Consider the following 16,525-nt stretch of genomic DNA (forward strand, 5'->3'; position numbering starts at 1 on the left):
AGTGGAATCTCATTGCGTCTTGAGGCGTGATTTGATCCGAAAACCAAGGGGAAGTGCGACAGTGCACGCGACCGCCGTCATACTCGAAGGGCCAAAGAAAATAGGGCTCGGACAGGTTAGCCTCGTGGCGCCTTCGCCTGAGAATATGGTTGTGCGCGTGTGTCACTCTGGCATTTCCACTGGAACCGAAAAACTGTTCTGGTCTGGCCGCATGCCGCCCTTCCCAGGCATGGGTTATCCCCTGATCCCCGGCTATGAAGCCGCTGGTGAGGTCGTTTCAACACCGAAAAATTGTGAATTTTCGGTTGGTGATCATGTTTTTGTTCCGGGCGCGAATTGCTACGGCGATGTGCGTGGCCTGTTTGGTGGCGCGTCTTCCATGTTGGTTACAGCGCCAGAGCGCGCCGTGCGTATTGATCGTGCAAGCGGCCCTGAAGGCGCGCTTTTGGCTTTGGCTGCCACAGCCTATCATGCGCTCGCGGGCCATGACTTACCTGATCTGATCGTGGGACATGGCGTATTTGGTCGTCTCTTGGCGCGTCTTACTTTGGCGCTGGGCGGCCCCGTCCCGACTGTATGGGAGGTTAATCCTGCCCGTGTTACAGGCGCAGAGGGATATCTCGTTACCAATTCCACCGATGATACGCGCCGTGATTATCGCTGCATCTACGATGCTTCGGGCGTGGCGGCGTTGTTGGATGAAATGATCGGGCGCCTGACCAAGGGCGGTGAAGTCGTCTTGGCGGGTTTCTATCCCGAATCTCTCGAATTCGCCTTTCCGCCCGCCTTCATGCGTGAGGCGCGGCTGCGGATCGCGGCGGAATGGACGCGCTCCGACTTGGTCGCTACCCGCGATTTGATCGAAGCGGGACAGCTCAGCCTTGGTGGTTTGATCACGCATCAACTGCCCGCCGCAGAGGCAAGCCTCGCCTATCCTCAAGCCTTTGAAGATGCCGCTTGTCTGAAAATGATTTTGAATTGGGAGAAGCCAGAATGACCCTCGATGTTCCCAATCTCAAGGATTTCGATGCCCGCCTGCGCGATGAGGCGCAGCAAGAGCCGACCCTCGAAGTGCCTCAGGGCGAACCCACCAAGAAAACGCAGATCATTGCGATTTATGGGAAAGGCGGCATCGGTAAAAGTTTCACCCTTGCCAATCTCAGCCATATCATGGCCGAGCAAGGAAAGCGGGTTCTCTTGATTGGTTGTGATCCGAAATCCGATACGACCAGCCTGCTTTTTGGCGGCAAAGCCTGCCCAACGATCATTGAAACCTCGACCAAAAAGAAATTGGCAGGCGAGGAGGTGAAAATCGGAGATGTCTGCTTCAAGCGTGGCGGTGTCTACGCGATGGAGCTTGGTGGGCCAGAAGTTGGCCGCGGCTGTGGTGGGCGTGGGATCATCCACGGCTTTGAGCTGCTTGAGAAGCTAGGCTTCCACGACTGGGATTTTGACTATGTCCTGCTCGACTTCTTGGGCGATGTGGTCTGCGGCGGGTTTGGCCTGCCGATTGCCCGTGACATGGCGCAGAAGGTGATTCTGGTTGGATCAAATGATCTGCAATCTCTGTATGTGGCGAACAATGTTTGCTCGGCGGTGGAATATTTCCGCAAAATGGGCGGCAATGTGGGTGTCGCGGGTTTGGTCATCAACAAAGATGACGGCACGGGCGAAGCTCAGGCCTTTGCCAATGCGGTGAATATACCCGTTTTGGCCTCGATCCCTGCGGATGATGATCTGCGCAAGAAATCTGCGAATTACCAAATCGTTGGGACGAACCAAAGCCAATGGGGCGCGCTTTTTGCGGCTTTGGGTGAAAATGTCGGCGAAGCGCCGCCGTTGCGACCAACGGCACTGAGCCAAGATGAATTGATCGGCCTTTTCGATGGCAAGGATACAGGTGCGGGCATTGTCCTAGAGCCTGCAACCGAAGCCGATATGCGCGGCAAGAACGCCGCGCCGAAAAAGTCGCTTGAAGTAATTTATGACGAGGTTTGAGGAAGAATGTCCGAAGAAGTGAGATATGATGCCGCCGATGAGGTCGAGGTAATCCTCGGCCAAGATCGCGCTGATGCATCTGCCGCTTCGGATGGGCAGACCCCGCCCGAATTGGGGCAGGGTATGGGTTGCCATGCAGGGGCGGCCGAAATGGAAGCCGCCGCGCGCATGGCGGGGAAATCCGAAATCCTTGATCAATATGCCCGCGATTACCCGCAGGGGCCGCATGACAAACCCCAAAGCATGTGCCCTGCCTTTGGCAGTTTGCGCGTAGGGTTGCGGATGCGCCGCGTGGCATCGGTTTTGTCTGGCTCGGCCTGCTGTGTCTATGGCCTCAGCTTTGTCAGCCATTTTTATGGCGCGCGCCGTTCAGTCGGCTATGTGCCTTTCAACTCGGAAAGTTTGGTTACGGGCAAGCTCTTCGAGGATATTCGGGATGCCGTTCACGAGATGGCAGATCCCGCGCGCTATGACGCGATTGTGGTGACCAATCTTTGCGTTCCGACCGCCTCTGGTGTTCCGCTGCGTCTCCTGCCGCAGGAGATTAACGGTGTTCGGATCGTGGGCATTGATGTGCCAGGATTTGGAATTCCCACCCATGCCGAAGCCAAAGATGTGCTTGCAGGCGCTATGTTGAATTATGCCCGTAAAGAGGTGGAGGCTGGCCCCGTCCAAGCCCCTGTTTCGGGCAAATCAGATCGCCCGACAGTGACCCTGTTGGGCGAGATGTTCCCAGCTGATCCCATTGGGATTGGTGGGATGCTCGCGCCGCTCGGTCTGGCGGCAGGTCCGGTCGTTCCCTGCCGTGAGTGGCGCGAGCTCTATTCTGCCTTGGATAGCGAAGTGGTGGCAGCAATCCACCCGTTTTACACATCCGCCATCCGAGAATTTCAGGCCGCAGGCCGCACGATTATTGGCAGCGCCCCCGTTGGATATGACGGCACAGCCGCATGGCTGTCTGCGATTGGTGCGGCTTATGGTGTTGCAGCGGATCAGATTGCTGCTGCACAAAACGCCTTTTTGCCCGCGATCAAAGGTGCGCTTGCCGCCCAAAAGATCAACGGAGCGATCACCTTGTCGGGCTATGAGGGGTCAGAGCTTTTGGTCGCGCGCCTGTTGATCGAAAGTGGGGCCGATGTGCCCTATGTTGGCACGGCCTGCCCGAAAACACCTTGGTCAGAGCCTGATTTGGACTGGCTAACAGCTAAGGGCGTTAAGGTTAAATTCCGCGCAAGTCTCGAAGATGACTGCGCCGCGATGGAAGCAATCAAGCCTGATCTTGCCATCGGCACGACCCCTGTTGTGCAGAAGGGAAAAGAGCTTGGCATCCCAAGCCTGTATTTCACCAATTTGATTTCCGCGCGTCCTTTGATGGGGCCAGCGGGTGCAGGGTCTTTGGCGCAGGTGGTCAACGCTGCCATGTCAAACAAAGATCGTATGGATCATATGCGCGCCTTCTTTGAAGGTGTTGGTCACGCGGATACAGCAGGCATTTGGGAAGGCAGCCCAAATGAGCGGCCTGATTTCCGCGCCACGCATCAGAAAAAACTCGACAAAGCGGCCCGTGCCGCCAAAGCGCAGGAGATGATCTGATGTTGATCCAAGATCATGATCGCGCGGGCGGATATTGGGGGGCGGTTTACGCCTTTACCGCCGTCAAAGGATTGCAGGTGGTCATCGATGGCCCAGTGGGTTGTGAAAACCTGCCCGTCACATCGGTTCTGCATTACACCGATGCGTTGCCACCCCATGAATTGCCGATTGTGACCACGGGTCTTGGCGAGGAAGAATTGGGCCGTGATGGCACTGAGGGCGCGATGAAACGCGCGTGGGGCACGCTAGACCCCGCGCTTCCTGCCGTTGTTGTCACGGGCTCGATTGCCGAGATGATTGGCGGGGGGGTCACACCGCAAGGCACCAATATTCAACGCTTTTTGCCGCGCACCATTGATGAGGATCAATGGGAGGCCGCAGATCGTGCCATGACGTGGATTTTCACGGAATTTGGTATGACCAAGGGGCGTATGCCGCCCGAGAAACAGCGTGAAGAAGGGTCTGCGCCGCGGGTCAATATTCTTGGGCCGATGTATGGCACCTTTAATATGGCCTCTGATCTGCACGAAATTCGCCGCCTTGTGGAAGGTATCGGGGCCGAAGTGAATATGGTCATGCCATTGGGCAGCCATTTGGCCGAAATGCGCAACTTGGTTAACGCGGATGCCAATATCGTGATGTATCGCGAATTTGGGCGCGGTTTGGCCGAGGTTTTGGGCAAGCCCTATTTGCAAGCGCCCATTGGGGTTGAGTCGACCACGAAATTCCTGCGCCAATTGGGCGAGATGCTGGGCCTAGATCCCGAGCCTTTTATCACCCGCGAAAAGCATTCGACCCTCAAGCCTGTTTGGGATCTGTGGCGGTCGGTCACGCAAGATTTCTTCGCAACGGCCAATTTTGGCATCGTGGCGAATGAAACCTATACCCGCGGCATTCGGCATTTCCTTGAAAGTGATCTTGGGTTGCCCTGTGCCTTTGCCGTGGCACGCACAGCAGGCAAAAAAACCAACAATGACGAAGTGCGCAGCCTGATTTCTGCAAAGCGTCCCTTGGTCTTGATGGGATCCATCAACGAGAAGATGTATCTCGCGGAAATGAGCGCGGGCCATGGCCCTCGCCCGTCTTTCATCCCTGCAAGTTTCCCTGGCGCCGCGATCCGCCGCGCCACGGGCACGCCCTTCATGGGATATGCAGGCGCCACTTATCTTTTGCAGGAAATCTGCAACAGCCTGTTTGATGCCTTGTTCCATATTCTTCCGCTTGGCAGCGAGATGGACAGCGCCAAAGCAACCCCGACAACATTGCGCCGCGATTTCCCATGGGACGCTGATGCGCAGGCGTTGCTCGACAAAATTGTTGCCGAACACCCCGTTTTGACACGGATTTCGGCAGCCAAAACTTTACGCGATGCCGCAGAAAAAGCCGCGCTTGAAAGCGGGGCTGAGCGGGTCGTGAAAGAAACGGTGGCGCAACTCGCGCCGCGCCGTTTTGAGACGCTGAACGAGGGAGGCGTATAATGACAGATATTAGCTCCAACACCCAGATTGCGCGGTCAAAGCCGCCCAAAACGGAGTTCATGATTTACTTCGGGATCATTTTTCTCGCGACCTTGCCGCTTGCCACGCTCACTTGGGGCTTGGCTGCGCTGCGCACAGGAAGCTTGACGGAAAAAGGCCCCGTAAAGCGCGCTTGGAGCCAAGCGCGGATTATCACGCCGATGATTTTTTCGGCCTGATCCTCTCACTCAGCCGCCGTTCGAGACTGATTAGACCCAGTCGAGGCGCATAGGTGAGACGATAAAATTCTCGGCGTGACGACCGGAGCCGACACAAGTTCGCCAATGCGGGGTGACTACCCGCGTGGGTGGAATGCCGACAAGACAATGAGGTTTTGTCGGGGCCCGGCCGCAGGGTGTGCGGCACTAGTCAAACGTTCCGGAGGAAAGTTCATGGCTGGTAACACCGATCTGTCCTTTACAGGTCTGACCGACGAGCAGGCGCAAGAGCTCCACTCGGTGTATATGAGCGGCCTTTGGCTGTTCGCAGGTATCGCCCTGCTTGCTCATATCGCCACGTATATCTGGCGCCCGTGGTTCGGCTGAGGAGTAAGACATGTCCAAATTTTACAAAATCTGGCTGATCTTCGACCCGCGCCGCGTCTTCGTGGCTCAGGGCGTCTTTCTCTTCTTGCTCGCTGCAATGATCCACTTGGTGGTTCTGAGCTCGGGTCTCAACTGGTTTGAGAGTGCAGCTGCAGCAGGCATGTAAGAGTTAGGCCTGCCGCCTGCGGCGCGCCTGATATGCCTTATGACATCGCTGCGGGCGGGCTGCCCGCCCGCAGCTAACCGACCAATAACGGACGGCTAAGTGGAGATGATCCAAAGCCGCCAAACGCGGAGACAGACGCATGGCTTTGCTAAGCTTCGAAAGAAAATATCGCGTCCGCGGAGGGACGCTGATTGGCGGCGATCTGTTCGACTTCTGGGTTGGCCCTTTCTATGTGGGCTTCTTTGGGGTGACCACGATCTTCTTCGCTGCCCTTGGAACCATCCTGATCTTCTGGGGGGCGGCCATGCAAGGCACGTTCAACCCTTGGACGATCAATATTGCCCCACCTGACCTCTCATACGGGTTGGGCATGGCCCCGCTGCTCGAAGGCGGCCTTTGGCAAATCATCACGATTTGCGCCGTTGGTGCCTTTGTATCTTGGGCCTTAAGAGAAGTTGAAATCAGCCGAAAGCTTGGCATGGGCTATCATGTTCCATTTGCCTTTAGCTTCGCGATTTTGGCTTATGTGACATTGGTTGTTGTGCGCCCCTTGTTGCTTGGCGCATGGGGACATGGCTTCCCCTACGGCATCTTTAGCCACCTCGATTGGGTATCCAACGTTGGGTATTCCTATCTGCATTTCCACTATAACCCAGCCCATATGATCGCGGTGACCTTCTTCTTCACCACGACCTTTGCCTTGGCGCTGCATGGTGGTTTGATCCTATCCGCGGCGAACCCTGAAAAAGGTGAAGAAGCGAAAAGCCCTGATCACGAAGACACGTTCTTCCGTGATTTCATCGGCTATTCCATCGGCACTTTGGGCATCCACCGCCTGGGTCTGTTGCTGGCTTTGAATGCTGGTTTCTGGAGCGCGGTTTGTATCGTGATCTCTGGCCCCGTTTGGACAAGCGGTTGGCCTGAATGGTGGAATTGGTGGCTGACACTGCCGATCTGGCCAGATCCAAGCCCGATCCACGCGGTTTCGGGAGGGATGTAAACCATGGCCTATTTCGAATATCAAAACATCTTCACGCAGGTGCAGGTGCAGGGCCATCCCGAGATGGGGATGGACAATGAAAACAACTTGGCGGCCGAGCGCACGAAGTCGGCCTCCTTCTCGACCCTCGCAGGTTTGATTGGCAACGCGCAGCTTGGCCCCGTTTATCTGGGTTGGGCAGGCACGATCAGCTTGGCGACAGGTTTGCTGTGGTTCAACATCGTTGGCCTCAACATGCTGTCCCAAGTGGGTTGGTCGATCCCCGAGTTTATTCGTCAACTGTTCTGGTTGGCGCTTGAACCTCCTGGGCCTGAATATGGTCTGAGCATTCCACCGCTGAACGAAGGCGGCTGGTATATCATCGCAAGCTTCTTTCTGCTTGTTTCGGTGATGTCTTGGTGGTTGCGCACCTATCTTTTGGCTGAACAGCATAAGATGGGCAAACATATCGCTTGGGCCTTTCTGGCAGCGATTTGGTTGTTCCTTGTGTTGGGTCTGTTCCGTCCCGTCTTGATGGGCCAGTGGAGTGAGGCAGTACCTTACGGCATTTTCCCACACCTTGATTGGACGACAGCCTTCTCAATCCGTTACGGGAACCTCTACTATAACCCGTTCCACGCACTTTCGATTGTGTTCCTTTATGGTTCGGTTCTGCTCTTTGCGATGCATGGCGCGACCATTCTGGCGGTGTCGCGCTTTGGTGGCGACCGTGAATTGGAACAGATCTATGATCGTGGCACGGCATCCGAACGCGCTGCTTTGTTCTGGCGCTGGACGATGGGCTTTAACGCCACAATGGAGGGGATTCACCGTTGGGCTTGGTGGTTTGCGGTCTTAACCCCGATCACAGGTGGCATCGGCATCCTTTTGACAGGAACCGTGGTGGATAATTGGTTCATCTGGGCGCAGGAGCATAATTTTGCACCAGAGTATCTCGCGCCCTATGGTTATGAAGCTTACGGTAGCTACGAGGGCTTCCTTGGTCAAACCACGGGAGGAAACTAAGATGTTGCCTAAATGGTTCAACGAATGGAACGAGAAAAATCCAACTAATGTATTTGGCCCTGCCATTTTAGTTGGTGCGGCCGGAGCTGCGGTCTTTGTAGCAGCAATGCTGGTGAATTTCGGTCAGCCGTTCAAAACAGACACGCTGCAAACTGGCCCGCGCGGGACAGGGATGGGTGTGCCTGAATTCCAAGCTGACTTGGCGGCCTCTTATCCTGACGCGGATAATTTCTACACCACCGAGCCAATTGTTCCCGAAGCCAATGCGCGTCCGATCCGTATCGTGCGTGCAGATGCAGAGCCAACCTTGGGTTATTTGACACCTGAGAATTATGATCGATTGGTCGAGGCAATGCGTATTTGGACAGGCATCCCCGACCTCTTTGCAGGCGAGGAAAACTACCAAACCGTGGTGGCGCGGAACATGATCGAGATGACCCAGAATATTAATGAATTCTGGGGGGGTCACGTTAACGCCAATGCGGAAGTGGGTGTCACCTGCTACACCTGTCACCGTGGTCAGCCCGTGCCAAATAATATCTGGTTCGAAGTGTCGCCTGTGAATGAAAACGCAGGCGGTTGGTCAGCAAACCAGAACCGCGTGACGATGGTGTCAAACTCGACATCATTGCCCTCGGATTATCTGGAAACCTACCTGCTCTTGAACGAAGATGGCCAGTATAACCGCATCGGTGTGCATGATCTAGCTTCGCGCGTGCAGCAGATGGAAGGAGATCCGCTGATTCAACATGCAGAACGCACTTATGCCTTCATGAATTATATTGCGAATTCTTTGGGCGTGAACTGCACCTTCTGTCACAACACGCGGGCCTTTTACGATGCGGCACAGGTCACCCCACAATGGGCGACCGCAACGCTTGGCATTCAGATGGTGCAAGAGGCGCTTGACCTTTACGTCCTGCCATTGGCCGATGTTCTGCCTGCAGAACGACTTGGGCCTGTACATGGTGATGTGCCTAAACTGGCCTGTCGCACCTGTCACCAAGGGCAGCAGCGTCCACTGCGTGGCTTGAACGTGATCGCGAATTGGCCTGAGCTTGCCACAACATCAGGCGAGCCTGACTATTCGGCCTTTCAGTGATGTTTGGCTGCGGCCAAAATAAAACCCTGTTCTGCGGTATAGACCCTATATCGCGGAACAGATCAGACCATCAGAACTCACCTATCGTCCCTTCGTAGGTGCGCCTTGCCACGGGTTTGGGGTTTCCCCACCCGTGGTTTTTTCTGGCTTGGGAGGGCTGGAAAGATGACACGACCAACGACCGAGCTTCTTAACCGCATTCATAGCCCCGCAGATTTGCGCCGCATGAGTGATGACGAATTGGCTCGCCTCGCGGATGAGTTGCGGGCCGAAACGATCTCCGCTGTGTCGGAAACGGGCGGCCATCTGGGATCAAGCCTTGGTGTCGTAGAGATGACCGTGGCAATCCATGCCGTGTTCAACACCCCCTATGACAAGCTGATCTGGGATGTCGGGCATCAATGTTATCCGCATAAAATCCTGACAGGTCGGCGTGATCGCATCCGCACCTTGCGTCAAGAGGGCGGTTTGTCAGGTTTTACAAAACGTAGTGAATCGGCTTTTGACCCGTTTGGTGCGGCGCATAGTTCAACCTCAATTTCGGCGGCGCTGGGCTTTGCCATGGCGCGTGAATTGGGTGAGGCCACTGGTGATGCGATTGCCGTTATCGGGGATGGTTCGATCTCAGCAGGCATGGCCTATGAAGCCATGAACAACGCGGGCGATTTAGGGCGGCGCTTGTTCGTGATCTTGAATGACAATGATATGAGCATTGCGCCTCCAGTTGGGGCCATGTCCCGCTATCTGCAAGATTTGGCGAAACATTCGCCGCTTTCGGCATTAAAGGATATTGCCGATGGTATGGTGCCCCTCTTGCCCGAGCCATTTCGTGCGGGCGCAACCCGCGCGCGAGAGTTGGTAAAAGCGCAAATTGGCGACTTGCCGCATGAGGAAAACCTGTTTGAGCATCTAGGTTTCGACTATATCGGACCGATTGATGGTCATGATATGGGCGCGCTCCTTGAGACGCTGCGCCATACGAAAACCCATGCAACAGGTCCTGTTTTGATCCACGCGGTGACAGTAAAGGGCAAAGGATATGCGCCTGCCGAAATGGCGGACGATTGTTATCATGGTGTGGCGAAGTTTGATCCGAAAACCGGTGTTCAACAAAAGGCTACTGCGAACGCGCCCAGTTACACGGGCGTGTTTGGCAAACGTCTTTTGGCTGAGGCGCAAAATGACCCAAAAGTTGTGGGTGTCACAGCCGCCATGCCAGGCGGCACGGGTCTGAACGTGATGCAGCAGGCCATGCCCCATCGTATTTTCGATGTGGGTATTGCTGAACAACATGCGGTGACATTTTCCGCCGCACTGGCTGCAGGTGGCCTGAAGCCATTTTGTGCGATTTATTCCAGCTTCCTTCAGCGCGGTTATGATCAGATCGTGCATGATGTGGCGCTGCAAAATTTGCCCGTGCGCTTTATGATTGATCGCGCAGGATTGGTGGGCGCCGATGGCCCGACACATGCGGGCGCATTTGATATAAATTATCTCGCGGCGCTGCCCAATATGGTGGTGATGGCTTGCGCGGATGAGGCAGAACTGGTCGATATGATCGCGACCGCTGTGGCTTATAACGATGGGCCAATTGCGCTGCGCTATCCGCGCGGCGAGGGCACTGGCGTTGCCATGCCTGAAAACGGGCAGATATTGGAAATTGGTAAGGGCCGCATTCTGCAAGAAGGCAGTGATATTGCCCTCCTCAGCCTTGGGGCGCATTTGTCCGAAGTGCAGGAAGCTGCCGCCGCCTTGGCCGCGCGCGGTATCTCTGTCACCATCGCGGATGCAAGATTTGCCAAGCCGCTGGATACAGATTTGGTCAATGATCTGGTCGCCAATCACAAGGCTATTGTCACAGTCGAACAAGGCTCTGCACTTGGGTTTGGTGCCATAGTTTTACATCATCTTGCCGCCACAGGGCGCTTGGATGGTGGCGTGTCTATCCGCACCATGCATTTGCCTGATCGGTTCATTGAACATGCAAGCCCCAAGGCGATGTATCGCGATGCGGGATTGGCGGCTGATGATATTATGCGCGCAGGCTTGGCCGCGCTTGGCATCGCCGCGCCGAATTTTGAGCAAGACAGCAAAGTCGCAAAACTGAAACGCTAGACCTTTGCGTCAGCGCCAAAAATCTTTGCCGCGTGTTCCTCAAGATAGATCCTGAGCCAAGGGGTAAAGCTCTGCGGCGCTGCTTTGACGCGGGCGGATAGACCATCGAGATCCATCCAAGCAATATCGACCACCTCATCGGGATTGGGTGTTGGCTCAATCTGAGGGGGCAACGCGCCGACAAATATATCGACAAGTTCATGCTCGATGAGCCCGCCGCCAACATCCGCGCGGTATTCCACGCGATCGCGTTTTTCCAACGCGATGATGGGTAGGCCCAGTTCCTCGCCCAATCGGCGTTGCGCACAGCTAAGTGCATCTTCGTTCCAATGTGGGTGGGTGCAGCAGGTGTTCGTCCAAAGTCCAGGTGTATGGTATTTGGACAAGGCGCGCCGCTGCATCAATACCTTTGTCCCGCGCATCAGAAAGACGGAAATCGCCTTATGACGCAGTCCGCACTGATGCGCCAACAGCTTGTCTACGGGTTTTAGCTCATCCCCGATCCATGCAGGGATCATTACATCATCCATCGCTACACACGTGTCGCAGAAATTAAACCCGTCAAATGGGCCAGATTTTTAACACCGATCTTGATATGCGCCAAAGGCCGCGCTTTGACCAGTTTCTTGTTCATATAGGCCTCGAAGGTCAGGCGCTGCACATCAATATCGTGACACAGGCTGACAAACCGCTCACGCCGCTCATCGGATCGGTAATAGGCGTTTTGCATCGCACCCAAAACTTTGAACACGCCCTTATGTTCGCGCATGAACAACCGCCGCGCCAGATCTAGGTCTTTGATACGGCCTGATTGCAGCTTTGCTGCGGCGGCTGTGGCCGCCACACGGCCACCCACCATGGCATAATAAATTCCCTCGCCCGAAGAGGGGGCAACCACCCCTGCTGCATCGCCCGCAAGCACGACATCGCGCCCATTGTCCCAACGGTCAAGCGGTTTGAGGGGAATAGGCGCCCCCTCGCGGCGAATGGTTTTACAATTGGCCAGATGTGAAAACGCGCGCAAATCAGCGGTGGCTTTTTTCAAATCAACCTCTTTATCCATCGACCCCATACCAATGGATGCGGATTTCCCATGTGGGAAAACCCAACCATAGAAGTCAGGGCTGATCCGTCCGTCATAGACCACATCACAACGATCCGGGTCATAAGCATCGGTGCCGCCTTCGGGGGCCTCGACAATTTCGTGATAGGCAATGACGTAAGGAATGCGATCACCGCCCTTGACCTCGTCCCGCGCCACGTTCGAGCGCGCGCCATCCGCCCCAATGACCACCGCACAGGTCAAACGGCGGGTGTCGCCTGTTTCTTTGTCGCGATAGATGACATGTGTGCCTTGTGCATCGCGTTCAATCTTTGTGTAGGTGCCTGTGAAACGCTCAGCCCCTGCATCGGCAGCGCGGACACGCAGGAATTCATCGAAATTTTCCCGATCCACCATGCCGACAAAGCCGTTTTCAATCGGGATATCCACTTTGCGCCCTGTTGGTGAGATCATCCGCGCCGTTGTGATCTTTGCAACGATCTGCGCGTCTGGAATGTCGAAATCAGCGATTAAGCGGGGTGGGATTGCGCCGCCGCAGGGCTTGATCCGTCCCGCACGATCCAACAAAGCAACACGATGGCCAGACAGCGCCAGATCATGTGCGGCGGTCGCCCCTGATGGGCCACCCCCTACGACTACAACATCATAATCCATTCTATTCTCCTGGCACTGAAAGGGGCGTGGAAAGTCTTGGTTGCGCGGGCCCTGCAATCACGCGTGCCGCCATAAGGGCGGATGCGATATAAAGCGCGGCCTCGAATAAAAACACGGTAGCAAACCCATCGGCATCGCCCATCACAGGGCGCGCCAGATCAACAAGGGCGGCGCCGATCAGACCACCAAACCCTGCGGCAATTGCTTGGGCTGCCCCCCAAAGGCCCATTCTTGTGCCTTCGCGGGCGGTGCGGCCTTCGCCTGCAAGCGCCATCATAGATCCGATGGCCGCAACAGCGAAAACGCCGTTGAAAAACCCCATGGCCACCACAGCGGGCAAAAGCGGTGCGCTTGGCCCGATTTGACCAAGCCATGCAATCACGAGGAGCGCGGCAGCAGACCCTAAACACCCACCCACCACCCATTGGCGGAGGCTGCCAAGGCGCAGCGCGGTTCCCGCAACGCCCACTAAGACCATACCCAAAAACACGCCACCATTTTGTGCGCCAGAGAGGGAGGTTGATTGACCTGGGGTGAAGTGAAACACGAGGCCCGAATAGGGTTCTAGGATCAATTCCTGCATGAAATAGGCAGACATGCTGAGGAACACGAAGATCGTGAAATGGCGCGCTTTGCGCTCGGCCCAAATTTCGCGCAAGCCCTCCAAAAAGGGTGCGGATTGTTCCTCAGCGCGGGCGGTGACCGTGGCTTCAATGCCCCAGATCGACAAAATCGTCAGACCCACCGCGCCAAATGACACCACGCTGACCACAGCCATCAGTCGCGCATGGCTATAGGGGTCGAGGAATTGACCAGCGACTCCAGCGGTTACGGCAATGCCGAATATCATCAAAAGCCATGTGATGGTGGCCGCAGCAGGACGGCGTACAGGGTCGGTTGCGGTTGCCAAAAGCGCCAAAAGTGATGTGCCAGATGCCCCAACCCCAACACCGATCATCACATAGGCCAAGATGGAGACGGATAGGCCGAGCATGTAATGGCTTGCAAAAAGCGACAGCGCATAAGCCGCCAAAACTGCGCCACTCGCCAAAATAGCCATGCCCCCGATGATCCAACGGCTACGCGAACGGCCTGTATCCGAGCGATAACCCCATTGGGGTCGAGTGATTTGAATGGCGTAATGCAGTCCAACCAAGAGGCCAGGCAGGATCGCAGGCAGGGCCAATTCCACAACCATTAGGCGGTTTAGGGTCGAGGTTGTTAAAACCACAATCGCGCCAAGGCACAGCTGAATAAATCCAACGCGAATAATCTGCACCCATGTCAGGCTCATGCCGCTATCCCCCCAAGCCGCGCAGGCCAAAGGCCGCGATCATCATGCCAGAGACATAAAGCGAGACGCCTGTGGCATTATACCAAGGCGCGCGTTCTTTTGGGTTTTGCATCAAAACCTGCATCGCGGCGATTTGCGCCAACAGCGAGGCCGTTATGAAAAAGCCGAACCAAGGCCTGTCCCAGTGGAACATCAAAAGAATGACGATGAGTTGGGGAATGGCCATCACCCATGCCGCCACCAATGCGGCGCGGCGTGGGCCAAGGGTTACGGGCAGCGAATTCACGCCCATTTGGCGGTCGCCTTCCAAGGCCTTAAAATCGTTGAGCGTCATGATCCCATGCGCGCCAATCCCGTATAGAAGCGCCGTTATCACGATGGGCCAAGACGGCGCACCTGCCGATAAAACCGCAGCGCCCGTGAACCAAGGCAAGCTTTCATAGGACAGACCAACCAATCCAGGCCCCAAAATGCCAGATCTTTTCAGGCGCACAGGCTCGGCGGAGTAGGCCCAAGCAGCGGCGATCGCCACAAGCGTTGCGCCAAATCCCCAAGGGCCAAGCGCAAGCCCGATGATGGCGGCGGCGCCTGACATGAAAATTGCAATCCACAATCCCCATTTCCCAGGGATGCGCCCCGAAGGGATGGGGCGATAGGGTTCGTTGATCGCGTCCACATGTCGGTCGCACCAATCATTGGCTGCTTGGCTCATCCCGCAGACAATCGGCCCCGCCAAGATAATACCCAAAGCCAAGCCCAACCAATGGCCTGAAGTTGCCGCTCCTGTAGAAGTTGCGCCGCAAAGATAAGCCCACATTGGGGGAAACCATGTAATGGGTTTAAGGAGCGTCAAGACGGCGCGTGGTTCAGGAAAGGCACGCGGGGTCTGGCGGGTATGCGTGTCGGTCGTTACGCTCATACTGTCAAGTTACACTGACAGTAAGCGACTCGGCAAGTGTAAACTATACTTGACGCACGCGCCAAAAGACGCGCTATGCCCAAGTTTTAAGGGGGGATTTACTGGCTGTTCTTGTTCAAAAGCCCGTATTTGCGCAGTTTCACATAGAGTGACTGACGCGACAGGCCTAACATCTCGGCGGCTGCAACGCGGTTGTTATCCGTCAATTCTACGGCGGTTTCGATGCACATCTTCTCAACCACATCGGTGGTTGCTGCGACAATTTCTTTGAGGGGTGCGGAGCCCACCAAGTCCATCACATTGCGCATCGCATCATCACCTACAGGCGCGCCTGCAGGAAGCGGTGAGCTTGGCTCGCGCACAACTTCCATTCGAGATGTGTCACGGATCACAAAGGCAAAACCGCCCATGGATTGACCCATCATGTGGGTTGCAGAAATCTCGACCGAAAGCTCTGAGCCATAGCTGCCCTCAAGCCGCGTGGAATAAACTCGCATTTTCCCCGCGCGCGAGGCGTTGTCGATCAACACTTTCATGTCAACGCTGCCACGGATCAAAAACTCACTGAGGGATTTTCCGCGAATATCGCTCAGCCGCGCTGTATCGCAGAGGCCAAGGAACGCGTCATTCGCAGATTTTATGGTGCCGTGGTTATCTGTAAAGACAATCGCATCTGCACCATGTTGATAGAGGATTGCCATCGCCTCAGACAGCTCGGCAGCGATCACCTCAGAGGTGCCATCAACTTCAATCCGACAGAGCAATGTATTGTCGCCCGCAGCACGGAACAGCGATGGATAAAGCGATACAGATTTATTCTGTCGCTTGGTCGTGACAATCATCGGCCCACCGATGCTGTCACCTGCGCGCGCCACCAAGGTTTCGATGAATTCAACCCGCCGTTTGCCTTCAAATTCAGTGGCAAAGGTGGCGCCAGTTAGACTATCAGCTGTGCCACCCAGCGCCTGCGCGGCGGCGGTGTTAAGATCGGTGATCCGACCAGAATTCACATCCACCAAAATAAGCGCATCGCGCGCGGCTTCCATGATCACGCGGTAGCGTGTTTCGTAATCGCGGTGGGTTTCGTAATCTTTTTCAAGGGCAAGCTGTGCTTTGACCAAGCGGTGCTGCAATTCTGCAATTGGGCGCAGATCGCGGCCAAGCATGAGAATAATATCATCCCGCCCCGTTTTGTGGAGCGTGTAGCGAATTGGGAATTCCCAACTGGCATTGTCGTAGTGATTGACCTCAATCGCTTCGACTTTGTTTTTCTTGCCGCCCCGATAGGCCTCGAGCTGTGCCTCTAGTTTGGATAGCGAATCTTCGGCCATGAATTCGCGAATATCGCGGTCTTTCCAATGGTCGAGACGGCCCAAACTGGGGTTCAGGGGATTGGTGATAACCGAACGCACAAGACCAGATGTGTCTAGCACAATCGCTAAATCCGCCGCAGTCGCAACAATATCGTTAAAATGCTCAGGCGCGATAGGCGAGCCTGCGGGCTGATCCCAAAAATCTGTGCCGCGCGTGTTCATACGACGTTCCGTCCGTTTC

The 16,525-nt window shown here is 55.6% G+C and carries 16 protein-coding genes; 11 read left to right on the forward strand and 5 right to left on the reverse strand.

The annotated features are described in order from the left end of the window. Nucleotides 1-61: 61 nt before the first annotated feature. The 11 genes from bchC to dxs all read left to right on the forward strand — a co-directional run bounded on the left by bchC (nucleotide 62) and on the right by dxs (nucleotide 11,041). Entirely contained in the window at nucleotides 62-997 is a 936-nt protein-coding gene (gene bchC, locus AAC637_RS11605) for a chlorophyll synthesis pathway protein BchC (RefSeq protein WP_340303723.1), read from the forward strand. Further along, nucleotides 994-1,998, forward strand: a complete 1,005-nt coding sequence (locus tag AAC637_RS11610; RefSeq protein WP_340300066.1) for a chlorophyllide a reductase iron protein subunit X — start codon at nucleotides 994-996, stop codon at nucleotides 1,996-1,998. Before bchC ends, AAC637_RS11610 begins: the two co-directional genes overlap by 4 nt. A gap of 6 nt (nucleotides 1,999-2,004) precedes the next feature. Further along, nucleotides 2,005-3,591 (forward strand): chlorophyllide a reductase subunit Y, encoded by a 1,587-nt coding sequence (gene bchY / locus AAC637_RS11615; protein WP_340303724.1) that lies wholly within the window; start codon nucleotides 2,005-2,007, stop codon nucleotides 3,589-3,591. After that, nucleotides 3,591-5,069 (forward strand): chlorophyllide a reductase subunit Z, encoded by a 1,479-nt coding sequence (bchZ, locus tag AAC637_RS11620; protein ID WP_340243944.1) that lies wholly within the window; start codon nucleotides 3,591-3,593, stop codon nucleotides 5,067-5,069. The genes bchY and bchZ overlap by 1 nt, the downstream gene beginning before the upstream one ends. Continuing rightward, the gene (pufQ, locus tag AAC637_RS11625) at nucleotides 5,069-5,287 is read left to right on the forward strand and encodes a cytochrome PufQ (RefSeq protein WP_317657094.1); all 219 of its coding nucleotides are present in this window, start codon (nucleotides 5,069-5,071) and stop codon (nucleotides 5,285-5,287) included. The genes bchZ and pufQ overlap by 1 nt, the downstream gene beginning before the upstream one ends. 213 nt (nucleotides 5,288-5,500) lie before the next feature. Continuing rightward, the gene (pufB, locus tag AAC637_RS11630) at nucleotides 5,501-5,653 is read left to right on the forward strand and encodes a light-harvesting antenna LH1, beta subunit (RefSeq protein ID WP_213674587.1); all 153 of its coding nucleotides are present in this window, start codon (nucleotides 5,501-5,503) and stop codon (nucleotides 5,651-5,653) included. 10 nt (nucleotides 5,654-5,663) lie between these two features. Then, the gene (gene pufA / locus AAC637_RS11635; RefSeq protein ID WP_340262652.1) at nucleotides 5,664-5,819 is read left to right on the forward strand and encodes a light-harvesting antenna LH1, alpha subunit; all 156 of its coding nucleotides are present in this window, start codon (nucleotides 5,664-5,666) and stop codon (nucleotides 5,817-5,819) included. Between the two features lie 139 nt (nucleotides 5,820-5,958). Further along, a complete protein-coding gene (pufL, locus tag AAC637_RS11640) occupies nucleotides 5,959-6,819 on the forward strand; it encodes a photosynthetic reaction center subunit L (RefSeq protein ID WP_340253523.1) in 861 nt (286 codons plus the stop codon). A gap of 3 nt (nucleotides 6,820-6,822) precedes the next feature. Further along, nucleotides 6,823-7,824: a photosynthetic reaction center subunit M gene (pufM, locus tag AAC637_RS11645; RefSeq protein WP_317657096.1), complete on the forward strand. Its 1,002-nt coding sequence runs from the start codon at nucleotides 6,823-6,825 to the stop codon at nucleotides 7,822-7,824. A 1-nt stretch (nucleotide 7,825) separates the two neighbouring features. After that, nucleotides 7,826-8,926, forward strand: a complete 1,101-nt coding sequence (gene pufC, locus AAC637_RS11650; protein ID WP_340303725.1) for a photosynthetic reaction center cytochrome PufC — start codon at nucleotides 7,826-7,828, stop codon at nucleotides 8,924-8,926. A 165-nt stretch (nucleotides 8,927-9,091) separates the two neighbouring features. After that, nucleotides 9,092-11,041 (forward strand): 1-deoxy-D-xylulose-5-phosphate synthase, encoded by a 1,950-nt coding sequence (gene dxs, locus AAC637_RS11655; RefSeq protein WP_340303726.1) that lies wholly within the window; start codon nucleotides 9,092-9,094, stop codon nucleotides 11,039-11,041. Here dxs and idi read toward each other — a convergent pair. From idi to ppsR, 5 genes are all read right to left on the reverse strand, one after another. Next, nucleotides 11,038-11,571, reverse strand: a complete 534-nt coding sequence (gene idi, locus AAC637_RS11660) for an isopentenyl-diphosphate Delta-isomerase (protein WP_340303727.1) — start codon at nucleotides 11,569-11,571, stop codon at nucleotides 11,038-11,040. The two genes, dxs and idi, sit on opposite strands and share 4 nt — an antisense overlap. 2 nt (nucleotides 11,572-11,573) lie before the next feature. Continuing rightward, nucleotides 11,574-12,758, reverse strand: a complete 1,185-nt coding sequence (locus AAC637_RS11665) for a geranylgeranyl diphosphate reductase (RefSeq protein ID WP_340303728.1) — start codon at nucleotides 12,756-12,758, stop codon at nucleotides 11,574-11,576. A 1-nt stretch (nucleotide 12,759) separates the two neighbouring features. Next, complete coding sequence (locus tag AAC637_RS11670; protein ID WP_340303729.1) at nucleotides 12,760-14,052, reverse strand: BCD family MFS transporter; 1,293 nt, start codon at nucleotides 14,050-14,052, stop codon at nucleotides 12,760-12,762. 4 nt (nucleotides 14,053-14,056) lie between these two features. Then, a complete protein-coding gene (chlG, locus tag AAC637_RS11675; RefSeq protein ID WP_340303730.1) occupies nucleotides 14,057-14,971 on the reverse strand; it encodes a chlorophyll synthase ChlG in 915 nt (304 codons plus the stop codon). 98 nt (nucleotides 14,972-15,069) lie between these two features. Beyond that, a complete protein-coding gene (gene ppsR / locus AAC637_RS11680) occupies nucleotides 15,070-16,506 on the reverse strand; it encodes a transcriptional regulator PpsR (RefSeq protein ID WP_340303731.1) in 1,437 nt (478 codons plus the stop codon). Nucleotides 16,507-16,525 lie beyond the last annotated feature (19 nt).

Source organism: Roseobacter sp. HKCCD7870 (assembly GCF_037830315.1).
In the GTDB taxonomy this organism is placed as follows: Bacteria; Pseudomonadota; Alphaproteobacteria; order Rhodobacterales; family Rhodobacteraceae; genus M30B80.